Source organism: Arthrobacter sp. P4_F10, assembly GCF_056401435.1.
Genome location: NZ_JBFUJJ010000007.1, coordinates 48,138 through 70,688 on the forward strand (window position 1 = coordinate 48,138; position 22,551 = coordinate 70,688).

Sequence of the window (22,551 nt, forward strand, 5' to 3'; positions counted from 1 at the left end):
CGTGCGGCGCCTGGGCCAACTGGGGGCCGCGACCCTGCTCGTGCTGGCGCTGAGCGCCTGTACCGGCGGAACGCCGTCACCGGCACCTTCCTCTCCGACCGCCTTGGCCGTGCAGAGCGCCGCGCCTGTCTCGCTGGAGACCGGGACAGACGTAGGCAACGGCCGCCCGGCCGTGAGCCACGACGGGCTGATGGTGCGGCGGCGCGCCGTCATTGCCGTCCACCCCGCCGCAGGCGCCGAGCCGGGCCCGCCACGCGTACGGCTCGAGCAGACAGCGGCTGCGAGCGGCATCGTCCTATCCGACATCCCCCCGAACGTGCTCGAACCAGCGATCCTGGAGCACCTCGCGCCGGAACTGATCCTGGTGCTTCCGGCCGGAAGCACGGGCGAGGACGCGGAGAAGCTGGCCGAACTCGCCTTCGGCCCGGAGGGCACTTACCCGGGAGTGGAGCATGTCCACGTCACCTCAGTCCTGGTCCACGACCTCCAGTTCAGCGTCGCTGCCACCGATCCGGCAGCCCTGGCGGCTTCCATCGCCGAGGAAGGCATTCTCACGGACGCGCTCGGGAACTACGGCACCACCTTGGACAGCGGAGCCCTGAAGGTCACCTATACGGGACCTCTGCTCAGCGACTTGCTGGTGGAATCCGTGCGGATCGGCATGGCCCGCGGCGCCGGCGTCGAGCCCGCGGACGTGGCGCTGGCTCCCCGTTCGGCCACGGGCGAGGGAGTGGACATGTCCCTCGAGCCGGAACCGGCACCCGAGCCTGAGCCGTCTCCGGGGACGCACTCGCACGACGCCGCCGACGAGGACGCGGGCAGCCACGACGCCGCCCACGAGGACGCCGGCAGCCACGACACAACAACAACGACGCCGGGCACTGAGGAGACCGGGCACTGACCGCACCAGTGGCCGGCCGGAGCAAGGGGAACGCTACCGGCCGGCCACAAGTGTGTCCCGGATCTCGCGGCGCAGGACCTTACCGATCAGCGAACGCGGCAACTCGTCCACCACTGCAACGCGGCGCGGGACCTTGTACGCGGCAAGGGTCTCCCGCGCGAACGCCAGCAGCGCCTCCGGGTCGATGCCGGCCCCCGCGGATGCCACGACGGCGGCCACCACGTCTTCGCCGCCGCCCGGGCGGGGAAGTCCCACCACGCACACGTCCCTGACGCCAGGGTATTCGGACAGGACGTCTTCGACCTCCGTGGGGGAGACGTTGAAGCCGCCCGTGATGATGAGTTCCTTGATCCGGTCCCGAACGGTCACGAAATCATCCTTGTCCACCGAGACAATGTCACCCGTGCGGAACCAGCCGCCTTCCAGCAGTGCTTCCTCTGTCTCCTTTGGCCGGTTCCAGTAGCCGGCAAAAACCTGCGGACCCCGGATCAAGAGCTCGCCCTCCGCGCCTGGGGGACGGTCCAGGAGAACGTTCCGCGGGTCCACTACGCGAATGTCGGTCAGCGGAAACGGCACCCCCACTGTTCCCGGTTTCCGGCTGGGCCCGAACGGGTTGCCCAGGGCGATTGGCGAGGTTTCCGTCAGCCCGTAGCCCTCGATCAGGTAGCCCCCGGTCGCCTTTTCCCACGTCTCCACGGTCGCCGTCGGCAGGTTCATCGCCCCCGAGATTGAAAACCGGATGCTGTCCAGCGCGATACCGCGCTCGGCGGCTGCTGCGGCGATCCGGTCGTAGATCGGCGGCACCGCGGCCAGGAACGTGGCGGGCGATTTCTTGTGCGCCTTCAGCACAAGGTCGACGTCGAACTTGGGGAACAGCACCAGCCTCGCACCGATGCTCAGGGCAAACGTCATGCACAGCGTCAGCCCGTAGGCGTGGAACATGGGCAGCACCGCGTACACGGTTTCCCGGCCGTCCTTGAGCCCGGGCACCCAGGCGCGGCCCTGCGCGGCATTGGCCTGCAGATTGGCATGGGTTAGCATGGCGCCTTTGGGCCGGCCCGTAGTGCCGCTGGTGTATTGGATGACAGCCAGGTCACCGGCGGCCGGGCGCGGATGCCTCTTCTTCAGCCCGCCGGCGGCAAGGAGCTCTTTCCACGCCAGCACGGTCCGCGGTGCCGGCTGCGCCTTTGGCCGGGGCGGGTGCTTGCCGGCTGCCAAGGCGGCCCGGGCAGCGCGGGCTGCCGGCACGGGGAGCCGCAGCGCCATCCGCTGCAGCAACGGCATCGCCGGAATCAGTTCAACGGAGACGATGCTTTGCAGCCCGACGTCGGCCGGCAGCTGACGGACCTTGTCAACGGCCTTGTCCCAGACGATGGCGACGGTGGCGCCGTGGTCCTCGAACTGATGGCGAAGCTCGCGGTCTGTATATAAGGGATTGTGTTCGACGACGACGGCGCCCAGGCGCAGCGCCGCGTGGAACGCGATGATGTGCTGCGGGCAGTTCGGCAGGACGAGCGCCACCCGGTCACCGGCCCGGACGCCTAGCGCCTTCAGGCCCGCGGCCGCCCTGCTGATGGAAGCGCCAAGTTCGCGGTAACTGGTGCGCGCGCCGAAGAATTCCAGCGCGGTCTTGTTGCCGTAGCGCCGGACGGACGAGTCCATGAGGTCGACAAGGGACCCTTCGGGGAGCTTGAGATCGGCGGGAACTCCGGGGCTGTAGTGGCGGGTCCACGGGCGTTCGGGACGCAGGGGCCCCGCGGATCTGGTGCTCATGGTTTGTCCTTGCCACTGGGCTGCGCCGGGTTGCCGGCTCCAGGCCCGGCAGGGCCCGTCAAGAAATCCTACCGGGGCGGCCCGCACGGATCCGCCTCACGGGAGCACCGCAGTGGCGGTAGGCGGTGCGTGCCCGGAGGTGACTTTTGGCCCTTGGCACCCGGCAGGCCCGGGCGGAGGCTGGGGCGTACACCGCGAGCCGCAGGTCCGCGCATTTCACTGGGCCGGGCAATGCAAAGATCTACGGGGTAGAGGTCCACGGGAGCGCCATGAAACACCAGCAGCCGAGCCTGAAGTTCCTGGGTGCCACCGACACAGTCACCGGTTCCCGCTACCTGATCGACGCCGGCGGCAGGCGCGTGCTGGTGGACTGCGGGCTCTTCCAGGGCTACAAGCGCAGCCGCGAGCGCAACCGGGCGCCGTTCCCGGTGCCGCCCCGGTCCATTGATGCAGTGGTGCTGACACATGCGCACCTGGACCACACGGGCTACGTCCCGGCCCTGGTCAGGGACGGGTTCGGCGGCCCCGTCTACGCCACCGACGGCACCACAGATCTCTGCAAACTCCTCCTGCCCGACAGCGGCCACCTGCAGGAGGAGGAAGCCCGCTATGCCTCACAGCGGGGATCGTCCGCGCATGAACCTGCGCTGCCGCTCTACACGGCCGCCGACGCCGTCAGGTCCCTCAACAGTTTCAAGGTGTGCGGGTTTGACGATCCCCTTGACCTCGGCGGGGGCGTGGAAGTGACGCTCGTACCCGCCGGGCATATCCTCGGGGCGGCCCAGGTCCACGTCCGGCTCGGCTCGCATTCCGCGCACTTCACCGGGGACCTGGGCCGCGCCGATGACCCGTTCATGTACCCGCCCCGGCCGCTCGGCGAAACGGGCGTCCTGGTGACCGAGTCCACGTACGGCAACCGGAAACACTCCACCGAGGATCCGGAGAAGCAACTGGGGGAGATCATCAACCGTGTCGCGAAACGCGGCGGGGTCATCATGTTCGCCGCGTTCGCCGTCGGCCGGGCGGAAACGCTCATGCTGTACCTGTCCCGGCTCCTCCGAAATGACGCGATTCCCCCCATCCCGGTATACCTGAACAGCCCCATGGCGATCGATGCCTCGGAAATGTACCAGCGTCATCCCGAGGAACACCGGCTCAAGCCGGAGGAATACAGGCAAATGTACAAGCTGGCCAAGCTCACCCGCACGGTGGACGAGTCCAAGCTGCTGAACCTGCGCGGGGGACCCATGATCATCATTTCGGCCAGCGGCATGCTGACCGGCGGACGGATCCTGCACCACGTCGCGGCCTACGGCCCCGATCCGAAAAACGCCATCATCCTCAGCGGCTACCAGGCCGGCGGGACCCGGGGGGCCACCTTGGCCGCCGGCGAACGCGAGCTGCGCATCTACGGGGAAGACATCAAGGTGCGGGCGGAAGTCATCCAGATGGAAAGCCTGTCCGCGCATGCCGACGCCGACGGCATCATCGCGTGGATGAAAGCGGCAGCAAAGGAGCCCCGCATGACCTACATCACGCACGGTGACCCTGACGCGTCCGATGCCCTGCGCAGCCGGATCAAACGCGAACTCGGCTGGCGGGCCCGGGTGCCCGAGCACTTGGAGACGATCGACATCGAGGAACCGCGATGAACTCCAACGGTGTCACCCGGACCACCGTGCTGAAGGAGATCCACGATCTCGCCCGGCCGCTGAAAACCGATCGCGATCTCAACGGCCTCGTACGGCGCGCAGCCGGCTGCCGCTTCGTGGCCATCGGCGAAGCGTCGCACGGCACGCACGAGTTCTATACCTGGCGCGACACCCTCAGCAGGCGGCTCATCACGGAGGAAGGCTACAACTGGATAGGGGTGGAAGGAGACTGGCCCGACTGCTGGCGCATCAACCGCTGGGTCCGCGGCCAGGAGGGGAAGGACCAGGGCGTCCACGCACTGCTGGCCGGCTTCGAACGCTGGCCGACCTGGATGTGGGCCAACGAGGAAGTCGCGGCGTTCCTGGACTGGCTGCGCGGCTGGAACGCAGGCCGGCCCCTGGATAAGCGGGTCGGCTTCTACGGCCTGGATGTCTACTCGCTCTGGGATTCGCTGCGCGAAATCATCGGCTGGCTGCAGGAGAACGTTCCCGACGCCGTGCCCGCGGCCGAGCGCGCCTGGCAGTGCTTCCTGCCCCACCACGAGGACCCGCACCAGTACGCCTGGAGCACGCGGCTGGTGCCGCAGTCCTGCGAGCCCGACGTCGTGGCCCTCCTGACCGAGGTCAGGAACCGGGTCTTCAGCCCTGGCCCCCATGAGGAGGACGCCTTCGACGCCGTCCAGAACGCCGAAGTCGCGGCAAACGCGGAGCACTACTACCGCATCATGGTCCGCGGCGACCGGCAGTCCTGGAACGTCCGCGACCACCACATGGCGGACACCATCGACCGGGTCAGCAGGCACCTCGGGCCGGCGTCGAAGGGCCTGATCTGGGAACACAACACACACATCGGGGATGCCCGCGCCACCGACATGGCGCAGGACGGCCTGGTCAACGTCGGGCAGCTGCTGCGCGAACGCCACGCGGGCGAAGGGGTGCTGCTGGTCGGCTTCGCAGCCCACCGCGGCTCCGTGATCGCCTCCGACGGGTGGGGCCGCCCCGAGCGCATCCTTACAGTGCCGGAAGCCCGTCCGGGCAGCCACGAAGACTTCCTGCATCAGGCCCTCGGGGTGCCGTCAGTGCTGGAGTTCGGCGACGACCGGAGCGGGCCGTGGCTTTCGACACGGCTCGGGCACCGGGCTATCGGCGTCGTCTACCACCCGGAAAGGGAAGCCGGAAACTATGTCCCGACCAGGATGGGGGAGCGCTACGATGCCCTCATCTGGCTTGAACACACCGCCGCACTGCGTCCGGTGCACCATGAGGGACCGCCCCGGGAACCGGAGTTCGAGACCGAGCCCACCGGATTCTAGGCAGGTGTGGATTCCGGCGGCAGTCCGTCGGGCCCAATAGCGTCGGGACGGACGCTGCCCAGGCTGTCCCTTTCAGGCGGCATGCGGTGACGGCGCCGGCCCGTCTCGTACCGGATCATCACGACGGCGGCGGGGATGTACCAGAGCAGCGGCACGAGGCGCAGCGCCGTCGTCGCGGGCCCCAGCGGGGACAACGGCCCCTCCACCGGGATCAGGGACAGCGTCGAGACGAACGATGACAGGGCCGCCACGGCCGCTATCCAGCCAAGCCAGCGCGGGAAGGCCTGCAGCCGCAGGGACAACACTGCGATCGCCAGGAACATGACACCCGCCGGCAGGTTAGCGAGGTTCAGGGTGACGAGGCAGAGGTCGGCCACCGCCGCGGCCACTTCGGGAGGAATCCGGGACTGCGAGGGCAGCGTCAGAGTCAGCTGGGCGGCCTGTCCGAGGATGTTCATTCCCGCGGCCAGGACTCCGGCGGCGAAGGCGAGCCCGGACAGCGTGCCCGGCGCCTTCTCGGTGCGCAACAGATGCGCCCGGACATACGCCAGAAACCAGAGCAGCACGGCTGAACTGAAGACGAAAAGCATGCTTTGCGCGAGGATCAGGGTCCGGTTCTCAAGGAGGAAATCAGGGTAGCCCGGGTCCGCGGCACCCGGCCATGGGCCCGAAAGCGCGCCTTCGAGCATCCCTCCGGCCACGCCCAGGGCGGCGGACAGAAGGCCGCTGAGAGCCCCTGCCAGCCGGAGCCCTCCGGCGTCGGCGGCCGTATTCCCGGGCTGTGACAGGCTGTCCATGGCGGTTCCTCAGGATGTTCGGGGCTCCGGTGCGACGCTACGCGCGCCCAAGGATGGCAAGTGAGGGGCTTAAGGCCCTAAGTCGGCTTTTGGCAGGCGGAGCACACTGAAGTGTCAGGGGACTTGTCGGCTTATGCGGTGCCTAACCATCACTTCACTTCAGAAGAGCAGGATTCAGGATGAGCAATGCAATCGTCGTCGGCTTCAACGGCTCTGCGGGCAGCGAAGCCGCACTGACCTGGGCTCTTGAACGGGCCGCCCGGAACAAGCTGCCGGTCATCGTCGTCCACGCGGTGGACGACCGCTGGATGTCGCCGGATTTCCAATACCACGAGATCATCCGGGATGCGGGGATGGACCTGCTTCAACAAGCCCGGGCAAGCGCCAGCGTGCAGGCCCCGGACGTCGAGGTGGACATCCAGCTTCGTCATGGCAGCGGAGGCTCGGTGCTGCGGGAGGTGTCCAAGGAGGCAGCCATCGTGGTGGTCGGAGGACACGACAAGCGTTGGCTGGACGGCGGTCCCATAACTGACCGTGCCCTGCAGGTTGTCTCCGCCTCGGAATGCCCGGTAGCGGTCATACCCGCCAAAGCGGCAGCCGGGGCCAAGGGCGTGGTAGTCGGCGTGGACGGTTCGGAGGAGTCGCTGCAGGCCGTCGCCTTCGCGGCCAAGGAAGCGGACCTGGGCGGAGACGAGCTCACCGTGGTCCTCGCCTTCAAGAAGCCGGCCCGGTGGGTCGAGAAACAGCTGCCCTCCAGCGGCCTCGCCGAGAGCATGGTCGAAGAGGACCGGATAGTGCTCGCCGAATCGGTCGCGGGCCTCGGCGACAAGTATCCGGACATGACGGTTCGGCAGCGCCTGGAAACGAACACCGAACCGGCAAAGGCCCTTGTGGATATCGCCGCCGCAGCCAGGCTGCTGGTGATCGGCAGCCGCGGACGCGGCGGGTTCTCCCGGACGGTGCTCGGCTCCACGGCGCATGCCGTCCTGCTGCAGTTGCCGTGCCCCACCATCGTCACGCGGGTGCACCGGGTCAAGCACGGGGAGTGACGCCCCGCAGGGCATCCGCTGTTCAGGACCGGCCCGGGACTGGCAGGAAGCCCGGGTCCGAGGAGGGGGCTTTTCGCCGCCGCCAACGGATGGGAGGATGATCCAGTGGACCCCTTCTTCAATTTTGTCACCCACTTTTGGTGGCTCGTCTTTCCCCTGAGCGGGCTGGCCGGCGGGTGGGCGCGGTCCTGGTCTAAAGCCGCTGAACGCCGGCACCGCCGCCGGGTGGAGCTCTACACGCTCAAGAACCAGGCGGCGCAGGCAGAGCAGGCCAGCCAGGCCGATGTGCTGGGCCTCATGAAGGCGCACGACGCCGTCAACAGGCGCTGGCTGGACTACGAACTCGACGTGGGGAAGCTGATCGATTTTCCGGTCATGACGGATGTCCGCGAGCCCCTCACCGTGGCGTTCCTGCGGGCCAAGCGTGAGGCCGACGGGCTGCGGCCCGCCGCCCCCGGCGACGTCAGAACCGCCGCACGGCTTGCGGAGTACCGGGCGGCCGTGACCAGTTTTGAGCTCGCATTCGACGTGGCCGAACGGGAAGCCAAGCGGATCAGGGACAGCAAGTTCACCGGGCCGGAACGCCAGCGGCTGGAGACTGCCCGGAAGCTCCTGCGGATCGCCTCAGACGCGGCCGCGACTCCCGCCGAGCGCCAGACGGCGTACAGGCGCGCCCGCCACGAACTCGACGGGCTCATCGTGCTGCCGGAGGCCACGCTCGCCGCGCTTGAGGACAGGATAGCTTCGATGCTCGACGCCGGCCCGGCGCCGGACGTCCGCCGGACCGTCTAGCGGGCCGCCGCGGGCCGGGCGTATTCCGCCAAGCCCGCTGTGAGGCGCATCGCACCGCCACCATGAATGCCGCCCATCGGACCGGCGGCCGGAATTTAGGGTCTTCTGGCACGTTTTGCCCGGCCGTATTTCCCACGTACCATCGATAAGGTTTCAAGCTGCTTAAGTGACCACTGCGAGTCCATCGGGATAGACACCGTATGTGAGTGGTGGGCACGCGGCACCGGGGATGTGGAACTGCTGACCATGGACACTGCAGATTGGGCAACAGGTGGAAATCACCGTAATGGTGGCGCTAGTGATATCGCTGGCGCTGTTCTTCGACTTCACCAACGGATTTCATGACACCGCGAACGCCATGGCTACCCCCATCGCGACCGGTGCCATCAAACCGAAAACAGCAGTCGCCCTCGCGGCGGTGCTGAACCTTGTGGGAGCGTTCCTCTCCACGGAAGTCGCCAAGACAGTCTCGGGCGGCATCATCAAGGAAGGCGCGGACGGTGTCCAGATCACCCCGGACATTATCTTCGCCGGGCTGATGGGCGCCATCCTCTGGAACATGATCACCTGGCTCAAAGGCCTGCCGTCCAGTTCCTCGCACGCGCTCTTCGGTGGCCTGATCGGGGCTGCGATCGCGGGCATCGGCATCCATTCGATCAACTTCGAGTCGCTTCTGCAGAAGGTTATTCTTCCCGCGATTTTTGCGCCTATCATCGCAGGCGCTGTGGCGTACCTGTGCACGCGGCTGGCCTACGCGCTCACCTCCCGGCATGACCCGGAAACCGGGGACAAACTGACGCAGAAGCGCGGCGGATTCCGGACCGGTCAAATCTTCACGTCCAGCCTCGTGGCGCTGGCCCACGGTACCAACGATGCCCAGAAGACGATGGGCATCATCACGCTGGTCCTGATCTCGGCCGGGACCCAGCCCGCCGGCTCCGGGCCACAGCTCTGGGTCATCGCCTGCTGTGCCTTCGCCATCGCGATCGGCACCTACTCCGGCGGCTGGCGGATCATCCGCACCATGGGTTCCGGCCTCACCGAGGTGAAGCCTGCCCAGGGCTTCGCCGCGGAGTCCAGCACGGCCAGTGCCATCCTGGCCTCGTCGCACTTGGGCTTCGCCCTGTCCACCACGCAGGTGGCCTCCGGCTCAGTCATCGGCTCCGGGATGGGACGCCGTGGCACCACCGTGCGGTGGGGAACTGCAGGCCGGATTGCGATCGGCTGGCTATTTACGCTCCCCGCAGCCGGAATCGTGGGCGCACTGACTGCCATGCTGGTGCAGACCGGGGTCATTGGAGTGATCATGGCGGCAGTCGCCGGCACCGCCGCCGTGGCTTATATGTTCGTGCATTCGCGGAAATCCCATGTTGGGCACCACAATGCAGTCCAGATCGAGGAAGTCGGCCAGGCCGTGCAATTCCGTAAGAAGAAGTCCGCCGCCAGGGCGATCAAGGACTCCGCCGCCGCGATCAAGAACGGGGGCGCCAAGCGATGAAATGGTTGGAACTGCTCAGCGTGGCCGGTGCCACGCTTATAGCTGCCATGACAGTCGTCGTCCTCTACGCCCTGGGTGTCCGGCTCACGGCCATCGCGGGCGACATCCGGAACTCGCCGGCGTCGTGGACCCGACCGCTCGCGTACGCCTGCTTCGCCGTGTGCGGCGCTGCCGTCCTCTTCGGGCTGTACCTGATCGTTCCTTACTTCCACAAGTAAGCCGCTGCCGCACGCGGTTCGGCTGCCGCGTGCAGGTCGGTTGGACGTGCGTCAGGGGATGGGAACCGGGCACCGCATTGGCTAGGCTGGGGCCATGGTGAGCTTCCAGTACTTCGTGGCCTCCTCACTCGACGGGTATATCGCCACTGACAAGGACAATCTGGCCTGGCTGCTTCAGTTCGACGGATTTGAAGGCGGACAGGACAGCTATGACGCGTTCATGGCCGACGTCGGCTGCATCGTCATGGGCGGCGAGACCTACGCCTGGCTTCGGGAACACGAACCGGACACCTGGCCCTATCCGGGCACGCCCTGCTGGGTCTTCACGCACCACGAACACACCGCCCCGAAGGGCGCCAATGTGACGTTCGTGCGCGGGGCCGTTGGCGAGTTCGTGGACGACCTGAAGGACGAGGCCGGCGGCCGGAACATCTGGGTTGTGGGCGGAGGCGTCCTGGCAGCGCAGTTCGCGGACGCCGGGCTGCTGGACGAACTGATTCTCTCGGTCATTCCCGTGGTTCTGGGCAGCGGCAAGCCGTTGCTGCCCATGGCAGGTCCGACGCCGCCGCTGGAGTTGACATCTTCCCGCACCTTGGGCCGGGGCATCGTGGAGCTGCGGTACCGCTTCCAGGCCCGGGCGTAGCCGGATCCGGCACCCGAGCGGTGCGGTCTCCTAGCGCGCGATATCGCGGATAAGGTTTGTGATCCGGGCGGTGGAGAGCCGCCGGCCGTGCTCGTCGGTCATCACGATCTCGTGGGTGGCGAGGGTCCTTCCGAGGTGGATGGCCGTGCAGGTGCCGGTGACGGTGCCCTCGGCGATCGCCCGGTGGTGCGTCGCCCCGACCTCGATTCCCAGCGCCTGCCGGTTGGGACCGGCGTGCATGCCCGCGGCGAACGAACCGAGGGTTTCGGCCAGGACCACGTGGGCCCCACCGTGCAGGATGCCGGCCACCTGCGTGTTTCCCTCCACCGGCATGGTGGCCACGGTGCGCTCCGGACTCATTTCAAGGAAGCGGATCCCCATCTTCACCACGAGGGCTCCGACGCCGTACTGGCCCAGCCAATCGTGCATCTCTTCGGGAACCCCGGCCGCCGCGAGCTCGGCCGCGTAGGGGCCGGGCGTGAAATTGTCCATCATGGGAACTAGGCTGGCACCTGTGAGCGAAACTACCAAACCGGCCCTTGCCCCCCATTCGGCAGCCCCCCATTCGGCAGCCCCCCTTTCTGCAGACACCGCAGCAGACCTCCTCCCGGCACCTGAGCCAGAATCAGCGCTTGCGGGCAAGCCCGCCGGAAAATCCACCCGGGCCGCGGGGTCGGTTTCCGCCACCGAGGCCCCCGTGATTCCCATCACGGACCAGCCGCGACTACTTGTGCTCGATGGTCACTCCATGGCGTTCCGGGCGTTCTTCGCCCTGCCCGCGGACAAGTTCTCCACCGCCACGGGCCAGCACACGAACGCCGTCCACGGCTTCACATCCATGCTGATCAACCTGATCAAGGAGCAAAAGCCCACCCACGTGGCCGTGGCCTTCGACGTCTCCGACGACACGACCCACCGCAAGGCCGAGTACAGCGAGTACAAGGGCGGCCGCAATGAGACCCCGCGGGAAATGAGCGGCCAGATCGACCTCATCGACAAGGTCATGGGTGCGTGGGGCATCAAGACCATCAAGATGCCCGGCTGGGAAGCTGACGACATCCTGGCCACTCTCGCCGCCATGGGGGAAAAGGCGGGTTACGAGGTGCTGCTGGTCTCAGGCGACCGCGATGCCTTTCAGCTCATCACAGACAACGTGTTCGTGCTGTACCCCAGGAAAGGCGTCAGCGACATTCCCCGGATGGACGCGGACGCGATCCAGGAGAAGTATTTCGTCAGCCCCGCCCAGTATTCGGACCTCGCCGCCCTGGTGGGGGAGACCGCGGACAACCTCCCGGGCGTTCCTGGCGTCGGCCCCAAAACGGCAGCCAAGTGGATCAACCTCTACGGCGGCCTTGAGGGCGTCCTGGAGAACCTCGACGCGATCGGCGGGAAGGTGGGCGATGCCCTCCGCGAATATGTCGAGGACGTCAAGCGCAACCGTCGGCTCAACAGGCTTCACACCGATCTCGACCTGCCCGTCACGCTGGACGAGCTCGCGGACCCGCGGCCGGACCAGGCCGCCCTCGAGGAACTCTTCGACGCCCTCGAATTCAAGACCATCCGCACCCGGCTCTTTGCCCTCTACGGGAGTGAAGTTACCGAAGCCGAGAGGGAAAGCCTCGACATCCCGGACTTCGTGATCCCGTCGGACGCGGCCGAGCTCGGCGCCTTCCTCGCGGCCGGTGCCGGCAAGCGCTCCGCAGTGGCCGTCGATGTTGTGCCCGGCCGGATCGGCGAGGACGCCGCCGCGGTGGCAATCGTCCGCGACGGCGCCGCCGTTTACATCGACCTGGCCAGCCAGGACGCTGCTGCCGAAAACGTCCTGGCCGCGTGGCTGCGTGATGCCGAATCGCCGAAGGTGGTGCATGGGTTCAAGGCTGCCCTGAAGGCACTGACCGCCCGCGGTTTGGAACTGGAGGGAGTGGTGGATGACACCTCCGTCTCCGGCTACCTCATCCAGCCCGACCGCCGCAGCTATGAGCTCGCGGAGCTGGCGCAGCATCACCTCAACATTGCGGTTTCCACCGAGGCCGCCAAGGAGGGCCAGCTTGAGCTGGCGTTCGACGGCGACGACGCAGCCGCCGCCGGTGCACTGGTCCACGTGGCCGCCGTCGTCCAGGCCCTGAGCCGCTTCTTCGAATCCGAACTGAAGGAACGCAAAGCCCAGGACCTGCTGACCACCCTTGAACTGCCCGTCAGCCGCGTGCTCGCCGACATGGAACTCGCGGGAATCGCCATCGATATGCCGCGCATGGACGAGCAGCTGTCGGACCTGGCCAAGGTGATCGACAACGCCCAGGAGCTGGCCTTCGCCGCGATCGGCCACGAGGTCAACCTTGGGTCGCCGAAGCAGCTCCAGACCGTGCTGTTCGACGAACTCCAGTTGCCGAAAACCAAGAAAATCAAGTCCGGCTACACCACCGACGCCGCGTCGCTCAAGAACCTGCTGGAAAAGACCGGGCACGAATTCCTGGTCCAGCTGATGGCGCACCGCGAGTCCTCGAAGCTGCGCCAGATGCTGGAGTCGCTGAAGAAGTCCGTCACGGAAGACGGCCGGATCCACACCACCTACGCGCAGAACGTCGCAGCCACGGGCCGGATCTCCTCCAATAACCCCAACCTGCAGAACATCCCCATCCGCAGCGAGGAAGGCCGGCGCGTCCGCGGCATCTTTGTGGTCAGCGACGGCTATGAGTGCCTGCTTTCCGCGGATTACTCGCAGATCGAAATGCGCATCATGGCCCACCTCTCGGGGGACGCGGGCCTGATCCAGGCGTACAAGGATGGCGAAGACCTGCACCGGTTCGTGGGCTCCAACATCTTCCATGTGCCCACAGACCAGGTGACCAGTGCCATGCGTTCCAAGGTCAAGGCGATGTCCTATGGCCTCGCGTACGGCCTGACCTCGTTCGGCCTGTCCAAGCAGCTGGAGATCTCCGTTGACGAGGCGCGGACCCTCATGAAGGACTACTTCGACCGGTTCGGTGCCGTCCGCGACTACCTCCGCGGCGTGGTGGACCAGGCCCGGATCGACGGTTACACGGCCACCATCGAGGGGCGCCGGCGTTACCTCCCGGACCTCACCAGCACCGACCGCCAGCTGCGCGAGAACGCGGAGCGCATCGCGCTGAACTCTCCAATTCAGGGATCGGCGGCTGACATCATCAAGCGCGCCATGCTGGGCGTGCATGCCGAACTGGCGGCGCAGGGCCTGAAATCGCGCATGCTGCTGCAGGTCCATGATGAACTGGTCCTCGAAGTCGCCGCGGGCGAGCGCGAAGCCGTCGAGAAGCTCGTGACCGAGCAAATGGGCTCGGCCGCGGACCTCAGCGTTCCGCTGGACGTCCAGATCGGCATCGGTTCCAGCTGGTACGAGGCCGGGCACTAACGGTTTACCGGTTCCGGCAGGTTTTGTTCCGGCGTTGCCGGGGCCCGAGATTCTCAGGGGGAGAAGCACATGGCAGATAAGTACGAGCTCAGGCGGTTCCGCGCGGTCGCGAAAGACTCGGCGGACTACGCGCAGGGCACCGCCTGGCTGCGGGGAGTCGGGATCGGCTTCTATGACGAGCCGCGCAAAGAGGACTTCATGGACAAAATCATGGCCATGTATCTCGTGGACAACCGTGAGATGACCGGCGTCTACCAGGCCGACGGCGTCGCGGCCCACTCGCTGGCGCCCGACGTCCCGGTGGCGACTTTCGCGACCCTGCGCAAGGACCTGAACATCGGCTACGGCCGGCAGCTGGAAGCCCACCTCGTCACGGCCGTCACGGTGCGCGGGACCCACCGCCGGCAGGGACTGCTCCGGCGGATGATGACCGAGGACCTCGCCGCGGCGAAGGCGGACGGCGTCGCACTGGCGGCACTGACTGCCTCGGAGGCCTCGATCTACGGCCGGTTCGGCTACGGTGTGGCCACCTTCGAACGCAGCGTGAAGGTCGACACCGGACCGCGCTTCCGCCTGCACCATGTGCCTGTCGGCTCCGTGGAGATCGCCGACCGCAAGGTCCTGCTGGAACTGGCCCCCGAAGTTTTCGGCCGGGTCCACGGTGCCATGCCCGGATCGATCTCGCGGCAGGAGGCGTACCGGCTGCGGTCCGCGGGCATGCTCGGCCGCGACGGCAGCGAGGACGAGGCCATCCGGTGCGCCCTGCACTACGACGCCGCGGGTACCGTGGACGGGTACGTCGCCTACAAGTTCGCCGGGTGGGACACCAAGCCGTACACCATGGAGATCGTGGACCTCGTCGCGGCGACTGACGCCGCGTACCTGGAACTGTGGCAGTTCCTGGGCAGCATCGACCTCGTGGACCGGATCAGCTGGCAGGATGCGCCGGTGGACGACCCCCTGACCTGGGCGCTGGAGGACCCGCGCTGCGTCGAGTCCTCTGACCACCGGGACATGCTGTGGCTGCGTATCCTGGACCCGGCCCGGGTGCTGGGGGCCCGGCGCTACTCGGCCGATGGGACCCTGGTCCTCGCCGTCCGCGACAGTCTCGGCTTCGCGGCCGGCACGTTCGCCCTCACAGTCAGCGGGGGAGAGGCCACAGTGACGTCGGCCCCGGAGGCTGAGCCGGACCTGACGCTGGATGTCGCGGATCTCGGCTCCATTTATCTGGGCGCCGTCTGTCCCGTGACCCTGAAAGCCGCCGGCCGGATCGCCGAGCACGCGGCCGGGGCGGCGCTGACAGCGCGGCTCATGTTCGCCGTCGAACGCTCACCGCACTGCCTCACGCACTTCTAGGCCGCCGGCCCGGTTCCGGCTGCGCCGGCGGCGGCACTGCAGGTGGGACTGACCGCGGCCTGAGAACTGCACTGAGGACTGCACGGACGGCTGCGGCGGTCGGGGCGCGAGCGGTCCCGCGCGCTTTGACCCGCGTTCGCGTAAACGACTAGACTAAACGGGCGTGCACTACGTGCGCGCATCTACAATCCACAAAATCAGGATGACCCGGCGGATCACATGTTGAGAAGCCGTGTTCTTGGCCTGCATTCCATAATGCCGGCGAAGCGGTTTGCCTGACCGACTAACTATCCACAACGGAGCCCCTACTACATGACCATCACCTCCACCGAGAAGCCCGGTACCCCCGTAGTCGCCATTAACGACATCGGTACCGCTGAGGACTTCCTCGCAGCTGTCGACGCCACCATCAAGTACTTCAACGACGGAGACCTCGTCGAAGGTACCGTCGTCAAGGTCGACCGCGACGAAGTCCTGCTCGACATCGGTTACAAGACCGAAGGTGTCATTCCCTCCCGCGAGCTTTCCATCAAGCACGACGTTGACCCCGGAGACGTCGTCTCCGTTGGCGATCAGGTCGAAGCCCTGGTGCTCACCAAGGAAGACAAAGAAGGCCGCCTGATCCTCTCCAAGAAGCGTGCTCAGTACGAGCGTGCCTGGGGCGACATCGAGAAGGTCAAGGAAGAAGACGGTGTTGTCACCGGTACCGTCATCGAGGTTGTCAAGGGTGGTCTTATCCTCGACATCGGTCTGCGCGGCTTCCTGCCCGCATCCCTCGTCGAGATGCGCCGTGTGCGCGACCTCGCTCCGTACATCGGTCAGCAGATCGAAGCCAAGATCATCGAGCTGGACAAGAACCGCAACAACGTTGTTCTTTCCCGCCGTGCATGGCTCGAGCAGACCCAGTCCGAGGTCCGCTCCACGTTCCTCAACAAGCTGGAAAAGGGCCAGGTTCGTCCCGGCGTCGTTTCCTCCATCGTCAACTTCGGTGCCTTCGTGGACCTGGGCGGCGTAGACGGCCTGGTTCACGTTTCCGAGCTGTCCTGGAAGCACATCGACCACCCGTCCGAGGTTGTCGAAGTTGGCCAGGAAGTCACCGTCGAGGTTCTCGAGGTCGACCTGGACCGCGAGCGCGTCTCCCTGTCGCTCAAGGCTACGCAGGAAGATCCGTGGCAGACCTTCGCCCGCACCCACGCCCTCGGCCAGGTTGTTCCGGGTAAGGTCACCAAGCTGGTTCCGTTCGGCGCGTTCGTTCGCGTTGAAGACGGCATCGAAGGCCTGGTCCACATCTCCGAGCTCGCCGTGCGCCACGTTGAGCTGGCCGAGCAGGTTGTCTCCGTTGGTGACGAGCTGTTCGTCAAGGTCATCGACATCGACCTCGAGCGCCGCCGCATCTCGCTCTCCCTCAAGCAGGCCAACGAGGGCGTCGACGCCGACAGCACCGAATTCGATCCGGCACTCTACGGCATGGCCGCCGAGTACGACGAAGAGGGCAACTACAAGTACCCGGAGGGCTTCGACCCGGAGTCCAACGAGTGGCTTGAAGGCTACGAGAACCAGCGCGCAGCCTGGGAGCAGCAGTACGCTGACGCCCAGACCCGCTGGGAAGCACACAAGAAGCAGGTTGCCCAGCACGCTGCCGACGACGCTGCAGCTGCAACGTCCGGCGAGAGCGACTCCGGCACCACCAGCTACTCCTCCGAGCCGGCTGCAACCGAGACCGGTGCAGGCACGCTTGCTTCGGACGAGGCTCTTGCCGCTCTGCGCGAGAAGCTGACCGGCAACTAATTGCCCGTGTTCCTCATGGAGTCCGCTCCCTGAGGCCAGGCAGTTTGTGGCTTGAAGCCGCACCGTCACGGTGCGGTAGCTAAGAAGTACAGGAAAGGTGGCCGTCCCCTCGGGGGCGGCCACCTTTCTTTGTGCCCCGGGTCTTTGTGCCCCGGGGGGACATGCCCATTTTTGGGGCCCGCCCGTGGGCATGTATGGATTATGCCCAGTCCTGGCCCCGAGCGCGGGACAYKTYCCGTGYTGGGAGGCCCGCGCCATGCCCTGTCACCGGACATGCCCATCCTTGGCCTTGGCCCCTGGACTTCCAGGTAAGAGGCGCATTCTTCGTTTGGGCCCAGACGGACCGTCTAAGGATCGCCCGACGGGAGGTCATGTCCATCGCTGGGTGCACTGGACGGGCCTACGGGGATTGGGCGCATTGCTCAAGCCCACCGGAGGGCATGTCCAGTCCTGATGCGAAGTGGGTTGGCTGCGGGAGGGCATGTCCAGCGGCGGGAGCGGAGTCCGGCCCCGGACGCGAGTGGCGTCAGTGCAGCGGGATCTTGCCTCTGTCGGGCACCGTCTCTGTCTCCGAGGCAGCGCCGGTCATGAGTTCGGCGCCCGCGGATTTCAGCAATGCGAGGGCACCCACGTTTCCTGCCGTCGTCTCGGCCACCAGGACGGCTGCGCCGGCCGACGCGGCGCGGGCCTTCACCTGGCGGAGCGCCTCGCGGCCCACCCCCCGGCCGCGGAAGCTCCGGGCGAGCCAGATTCCGGTTTCCAGCGCCCAACCGCCAGCCCCGCCATCGCCAGCCCCGGCATCGCCAGCCCCAGCCCCGCCATCAGCAGCCTCAGTAGGCCCCGTGTCGGTCCGCCTGAGCCGGATGGACCCTGCCAGTTGCCCGTCGCAGCTGATGGCCCAGCTCTTCTGCCCCGCGGGACCGTCCAGGCCGGCGGCGGAGGCGCGGTGGAATTCGCGGAACCAGCTGATCCGATCGGTGTTCCAGCCGGCGGCCGTCCCCAGCGGCGGGGTGACCTCGTCGGCGTCGGCGTCCCGGAGCGCAAGTTCCAGGAGCTGTGCGAGCACGGCCTCGCTGACGTCAAGAAGCGCGACCGCGGGCACGGGCTCAGCTGATGGGGACATCGATCCACTCCGTTTCTCCGGGCAACAGCGATGCGCTGCCGGCTGACATGGCGGCCACGCGGTCCGCTGCCCGGGCCAGCTCTTCCGGATCATCCGGGAGCGCCAGCCTCAGAACAGTAGTCTGCGCCTCGTAACGGGTGTCAGCCATGACATACCCCGCGGCGCGCAGATCGTTCTCGAGCCGCCCAGCCACGGCGTGCTGCACTGGCACCGAGCAGATTCGCAGCCGGCGGCGCCGCACGAGGGGCGCGAGCTCCAGCGCCCCGGACACAGATTCCGAATAGGCACGCACCAGGCCGCCGGCGCCCAGGAGAATTCCGCCGAAATAGCGCACCACGATCGCGGCGACGTCGCTGAGATCGGCGACGCCGGGCGCGGTCTCCCGCTTCAGCAGCGCCTCAAGCATGGGGAGGCCCGCCGTGCCGGACGGCTCGCCGTCGTCGTTGGACCTCTGCACGTCCCGGTCGGGGCCGAGCACGAAGGCGAAGCAGTGATGCCGGGCGTCATGGAATTCCCGGCGCAGGCGGCCCAGGGCGGCCCGGGCGGCGTCCTCGTCCGCAGTTCGGGCCAAGACGGTGATGAACCGGGACCGCTTGACCTCGATTTCGTGGCGGAATTCGGTCCCCGCGGCGAGGGTGGTGTAGACGGCCGTCCTGCTCTCGGGGGTTTCCGCCGCATCTGCCACCGGTTCAGTTTAGTCTGGTGAGGTGTTGAAGATCGGGTTGACCGGCGGGATCGCTTCGGGGAAGTCAATGGTTGCGTCGCGCCTGCGCGAACTGGGAGCAGTGCTTGTCGACGCCGACGCGCTGGCCAGGGAGGTCGTGGAACCAGGAACGCCAGGGCTGGCGAGGGTGGTCGAGGCCTTCGGTGCCGCCATCCTGACGTCGGACGGCCGGCTGGACCGGGCCCGGCTCGGTGCCATGGCCTTCGGCGACCCTGAGCGCCTGGCCGTGCTCAACGGGATCATCCACCCCTTGGTGCGGGAGGGCGCCGCAGCGATTGTTGCCGCCGCGCCGGCCGGCGCCGTCGTGGTCCAGGACATCCCGCTGCTGGTCGAAACCGGACAAGGGAAGAACTTCCACCTGGTGGTCGTGGTGGATGCCCCGGATGGCGTCCGGATCCAACGCATGACCGAACACCGCAACATGAGCGTCGAGCAGGCGCACGCCCGCATGAGCGCCCAGGCGAGCCGCGAGAACAGGCTGGCGGCGGCGGACGTCGTGCTCGAGAACGCGGGCACCCCGGAACAACTCCGGCGCGCCGTGGACGCGCTGTGGGAGGAGCGGCTGACGCCGTTCGCGCTGAACCTCAAGGAACAGCGGATTGCACCGCGGACGGAAGGGCCGGTCCTCTCCACCGCCGATCCGGCCTGGGCGGCCCAGGCCGGCCGGCTGATTGCCCGTTTGCACGCCGCGGTTCCGCAGGACGTCCTGGCCGTGGACCACATCGGGTCCACGGCCGTCCCGGACCTTGACGCCAAAGATGTGATCGACCTCCAGCTGAGCGTCCGCGACCTCGACGCCGCGGACCGGATCGCGCCGCTGCTGGCCGACGCGGGATTCCCGCGCTGGCCCGGCATCATTGCCGACAACCCCAAGCCCACTCACCCGGACCCCGCCGACTGGGGCAAACGGCTGCACGGCAACGCCGATCCAGGCCGGCCGGTGAATCTTCACCTCCGCGCGGCAGGTTCCCCTGGCTGGCGGTATGCCCTGTGCTTCCGCGACTGGCTCCGCGCCGATCCCGAGGCCCGGGCGGACTATGTCGCGGAAAAGAAGCGGGTCGCCGGGCTGCATGAGACAGACAAGTCCACCGCCGGCTATGCCGCCGATAAAGAGGGCTGGTTCACCGACTACGCTGCGCCCCGGATGGAAGCGTGGGTGCGGCGCACGGGATGGCTGGCGCCGTCGTACTTTGACGCTGAGCGCGCGGACGACGGCGGTGCGGACGACGGCGCCAGCGGCACCGTCAGCGGCGCCGCCGCCCCTGACCCCGGCTCCGCCAGCGCGGTCGGCCCAGGAACTGCCCAAAGCTGAATCAGGACATCCTGTCGCAGCCCGGCGGTAGATTAGGTACATGAGTCTTGCCCAGGAAATCAACCGCGTCGTGGCGCCCTTCGAGGTCATCAGCGAGTTCCAGCCGGCGGGTGACCAGCCGGCCGCCATCGCCGAACTGACCGAGCGCATCAAGAACGGCGAAAAAGACGTCGTGCTGCTCGGCGCCACCGGTACCGGCAAGAGCGCGACGACGGCCTGGCTGATCGAGCAGGTCCAGCGCCCCACCCTGGTGATGGTGCAGAACAAGACCCTCGCCGCGCAGCTGGCCAACGAATTCCGGGAACTGCTGCCGAACAACGCGGTGGAGTACTTCGTCTCCTACTACGACTACTACCAGCCCGAGGCCTACGTCGCCCAGACAGACACCTTCATCGAGAAGGACTCCTCCGTCAACGAGGAAGTCGAACGGCTCCGGCACTCCGCCACCAACGCGCTGCTGACCCGCCGCGACGTGATCGTGGTGGCCACCGTCTCCTGCATCTACGGCCTGGGCACCCCGGAAGAATACATCGCCGGCATGGTGACCCTCCGCAGGGGAGCGGAGATGAACCGCGACGACCTGCTCCGGAAGTTCGTGTCCATGCAGTACACCCGCAACGACATGGACTTCCACCGCGGCACGTTCCGGGTGCGCGGCGACACCGTGGAAATCATCCCGATGTACGAGGAACTGGCGATCCGGATCGAGTTCTTCGGGGACGAGATCGAGAACATCCAGACCCTTCACCCGTTGACCGGCGAAGTGCTCCGGGACGAGACCGAAATGTACGTCTTCCCCGCCTCGCACTACGTCGCCGGTCCGGAACGGATGGGCCGGGCGATCAAGAGAATCGAAGACGAACTGGCCGAGCGTCTCGCGGTACTGGAAAGCCAGAACAAGCTGGTCGAGGCCCAACGGCTCCGGATGCGCACCACCTATGACCTGGAAATGATGCAGCAGATGGGGTTCTGCAACGGCATCGAGAACTATTCCTCGCACATTGACGGCCGTGCCCGCGGGACCGCGCCGCACTGCCTCATCGACTACTTCCCGGACGACTTCCTCCTGGTGATCGATGAATCCCACGTCACCGTCCCGCAGATCGGCGCCATGTACGAGGGCGACATGTCCCGCAAACGGAACCTCGTGGACCACGGCTTCAGGCTGCCCTCGGCGATGGACAACCGCCCGCTCAAGTGGGACGAGTTCCAGGACCGCGTCGGCCAGACCGTCTACCTCTCCGCCACCCCGGGCAAATACGAGCTCGGCAAGTCCGACGGCTCCGTCCAGCAGATCATCCGCCCCACCGGCCTGATCGACCCGGAGGTCGTCGTCAAGCCCACGAAGGGGCAGATCGATGACCTGCTGGGCGAAATCCGGACCCGTACCGCGAAGAACGAGCGGGTCCTGGTCACCACCTTGACCAAGCGGATGGCCGAGGACCTCACGGACTACCTGCTGGGCCATGGTGTAAAGGTCGAATATCTGCACTCCGACGTCGACACCCTGCGCCGCGTCGAACTCCTGCGCGAACTGCGGATGGGGGTCTTCGACGTCCTCGTCGGCATCAACCTGCTCCGCGAAGGCCTCGACCTCCCGGAGGTGTCACTGGTCAGCATCCTGGACGCGGACAAGGAAGGCTTCCTGCGCTCCTCGACGTCCCTGATCCAGACCATCGGGCGAGCCGCCCGCAACGTGTCCGGCCAGGTGCACATGTACGCGGACCGGATCACCGACTCGATGGCCCACGCCATCGACGAGACGAACCGCCGACGCGCCATCCAGGTTGCCTACAACACGGAGAAGGGGATCGATCCCCAGCCGCTGCGGAAGAAGATCGCGGACATCACCGACCAGCTGGCCAAGGAAGATGCCGACACCCGCGAGCTGCTGGCCGCGGCCGGCAAGAACCGAGGCAAGGGCAAGGGCGCCGCGCACATCCGCGCGGACGGGCTCGCGGCCGCACCGGCGGAGGACCTCGTTGGCCTGATCGAGCAGCTGACCGAACAGATGCACGCCGCAGCCGGGGAGCTGCAGTTCGAACTCGCCGCCCGGCTCCGCGACGAGGTGGGGGAATTGAAGAAGGAGCTGCGTCAAATGCAATCCGCGGGGCACGCCTAGGGTAAACTCGGACAAACGTAGGGGAGTATCCCAAGCGCTACGATCGTCAACACGCACGGCTACGATGCCGCGCCGGGCGTAGCGGGCAGCCAGGCAGCGTCA

The 22,551-nt window shown here is 67.0% G+C and carries 18 protein-coding genes; 13 read left to right on the forward strand and 5 right to left on the reverse strand.

Going from position 1 to position 22,551, the window contains the following annotated elements; all coding sequences use genetic code 11:
• Position 1: 1 nt before the first annotated feature.
• Entirely contained in the window at positions 2 to 901 is a 900-nt protein-coding gene (locus tag AC1DR1_RS10145) for a hypothetical protein (protein ID WP_229992122.1), read from the forward strand.
• A gap of 33 nt (positions 902 to 934) precedes the next feature.
• Here the strand turns inward: AC1DR1_RS10145 and AC1DR1_RS10150 are convergent, their stop codons facing one another.
• Positions 935 to 2,674 carry a long-chain-fatty-acid--CoA ligase gene (locus AC1DR1_RS10150; protein ID WP_476992548.1) on the reverse strand — a complete coding sequence of 580 codons (1,740 nt, stop codon included), beginning with the start codon at positions 2,672 to 2,674 and terminating at the stop codon, positions 935 to 937.
• A gap of 269 nt (positions 2,675 to 2,943) precedes the next feature.
• On the opposite strand from AC1DR1_RS10150, the gene AC1DR1_RS10155 reads away from it, so the two are divergent.
• Positions 2,944 to 4,326, forward strand: coding sequence for an MBL fold metallo-hydrolase RNA specificity domain-containing protein (locus tag AC1DR1_RS10155; protein ID WP_229992120.1), 1,383 nt, complete (start codon positions 2,944 to 2,946; stop codon positions 4,324 to 4,326).
• Positions 4,323 to 5,639 (forward strand): erythromycin esterase family protein, encoded by a 1,317-nt coding sequence (locus AC1DR1_RS10160; RefSeq protein WP_229992119.1) that lies wholly within the window; start codon positions 4,323 to 4,325, stop codon positions 5,637 to 5,639. Before AC1DR1_RS10155 ends, AC1DR1_RS10160 begins: the two co-directional genes overlap by 4 nt.
• Here the strand turns inward: AC1DR1_RS10160 and AC1DR1_RS10165 are convergent.
• Positions 5,636 to 6,436, reverse strand: a complete 801-nt coding sequence (locus tag AC1DR1_RS10165) for a hypothetical protein (RefSeq protein WP_229992118.1) — start codon at positions 6,434 to 6,436, stop codon at positions 5,636 to 5,638. The two genes, AC1DR1_RS10160 and AC1DR1_RS10165, sit on opposite strands and share 4 nt — an antisense overlap.
• 179 nt (positions 6,437 to 6,615) lie before the next feature.
• On the opposite strand from AC1DR1_RS10165, the gene AC1DR1_RS10170 reads away from it, so the two are divergent.
• The 5 genes from AC1DR1_RS10170 to AC1DR1_RS10190 all read left to right on the forward strand — a co-directional run bounded on the left by AC1DR1_RS10170 (position 6,616) and on the right by AC1DR1_RS10190 (position 10,636).
• A complete protein-coding gene (locus tag AC1DR1_RS10170; protein ID WP_229992117.1) occupies positions 6,616 to 7,485 on the forward strand; it encodes a universal stress protein in 870 nt (289 codons plus the stop codon).
• 105 nt (positions 7,486 to 7,590) lie between these two features.
• The gene (locus AC1DR1_RS10175) at positions 7,591 to 8,277 is read left to right on the forward strand and encodes a hypothetical protein (RefSeq protein WP_229992116.1); all 687 of its coding nucleotides are present in this window, start codon (positions 7,591 to 7,593) and stop codon (positions 8,275 to 8,277) included.
• A gap of 271 nt (positions 8,278 to 8,548) precedes the next feature.
• Positions 8,549 to 9,775 carry an inorganic phosphate transporter gene (locus tag AC1DR1_RS10180; RefSeq protein WP_290369305.1) on the forward strand — a complete coding sequence of 409 codons (1,227 nt, stop codon included), beginning with the start codon at positions 8,549 to 8,551 and terminating at the stop codon, positions 9,773 to 9,775.
• A complete protein-coding gene (locus AC1DR1_RS10185; RefSeq protein ID WP_229992115.1) occupies positions 9,772 to 9,993 on the forward strand; it encodes a hypothetical protein in 222 nt (73 codons plus the stop codon). Before AC1DR1_RS10180 ends, AC1DR1_RS10185 begins: the two co-directional genes overlap by 4 nt.
• Before the next feature lie 94 nt (positions 9,994 to 10,087).
• A complete protein-coding gene (locus AC1DR1_RS10190) occupies positions 10,088 to 10,636 on the forward strand; it encodes a dihydrofolate reductase family protein (protein ID WP_229992114.1) in 549 nt (182 codons plus the stop codon).
• 30 nt (positions 10,637 to 10,666) lie between these two features.
• On the opposite strand, the gene AC1DR1_RS10195 is transcribed toward AC1DR1_RS10190, so the two are convergent.
• A complete protein-coding gene (locus tag AC1DR1_RS10195; protein WP_229992202.1) occupies positions 10,667 to 11,131 on the reverse strand; it encodes a hotdog fold thioesterase in 465 nt (154 codons plus the stop codon).
• On the opposite strand from AC1DR1_RS10195, the gene polA reads away from it, so the two are divergent.
• The 3 genes from polA to rpsA all read left to right on the forward strand — a co-directional run bounded on the left by polA (position 11,130) and on the right by rpsA (position 17,168).
• Positions 11,130 to 14,024 carry a DNA polymerase I gene (polA, locus tag AC1DR1_RS10200; protein ID WP_476992563.1) on the forward strand — a complete coding sequence of 965 codons (2,895 nt, stop codon included), beginning with the start codon at positions 11,130 to 11,132 and terminating at the stop codon, positions 14,022 to 14,024. The two genes, AC1DR1_RS10195 and polA, sit on opposite strands and share 2 nt — an antisense overlap.
• Before the next feature lie 69 nt (positions 14,025 to 14,093).
• On the forward strand, positions 14,094 to 15,380 hold the full coding sequence (locus tag AC1DR1_RS10205; protein WP_229996036.1) for a GNAT family N-acetyltransferase: 1,287 nt from the start codon (positions 14,094 to 14,096) through the stop codon (positions 15,378 to 15,380).
• A 312-nt stretch (positions 15,381 to 15,692) separates the two neighbouring features.
• Positions 15,693 to 17,168, forward strand: coding sequence for a 30S ribosomal protein S1 (gene rpsA, locus AC1DR1_RS10210; protein ID WP_026537355.1), 1,476 nt, complete (start codon positions 15,693 to 15,695; stop codon positions 17,166 to 17,168).
• Positions 17,169 to 17,694: 526 nt separating this feature from the next.
• Here the strand turns inward: rpsA and AC1DR1_RS10215 are convergent.
• Together AC1DR1_RS10215 and AC1DR1_RS10220 are read right to left on the reverse strand one after the other, a co-directional pair.
• Entirely contained in the window at positions 17,695 to 18,291 is a 597-nt protein-coding gene (locus AC1DR1_RS10215; protein WP_476992549.1) for a GNAT family N-acetyltransferase, read from the reverse strand.
• A complete protein-coding gene (locus AC1DR1_RS10220) occupies positions 18,275 to 18,976 on the reverse strand; it encodes an IMPACT family protein (RefSeq protein WP_476992550.1) in 702 nt (233 codons plus the stop codon). The genes AC1DR1_RS10215 and AC1DR1_RS10220 overlap by 17 nt, the downstream gene beginning before the upstream one ends.
• A 22-nt stretch (positions 18,977 to 18,998) precedes the next feature.
• Between AC1DR1_RS10220 and coaE the strand changes: the two genes are divergently transcribed.
• The gene (coaE, locus tag AC1DR1_RS10225; protein WP_476992551.1) at positions 18,999 to 20,327 is read left to right on the forward strand and encodes a dephospho-CoA kinase; all 1,329 of its coding nucleotides are present in this window, start codon (positions 18,999 to 19,001) and stop codon (positions 20,325 to 20,327) included.
• A 40-nt stretch (positions 20,328 to 20,367) separates the two neighbouring features.
• On the forward strand, positions 20,368 to 22,449 hold the full coding sequence (gene uvrB / locus AC1DR1_RS10230) for an excinuclease ABC subunit UvrB (RefSeq protein ID WP_364743318.1): 2,082 nt from the start codon (positions 20,368 to 20,370) through the stop codon (positions 22,447 to 22,449).
• Positions 22,450 to 22,551: the final 102 nt, after the last annotated feature.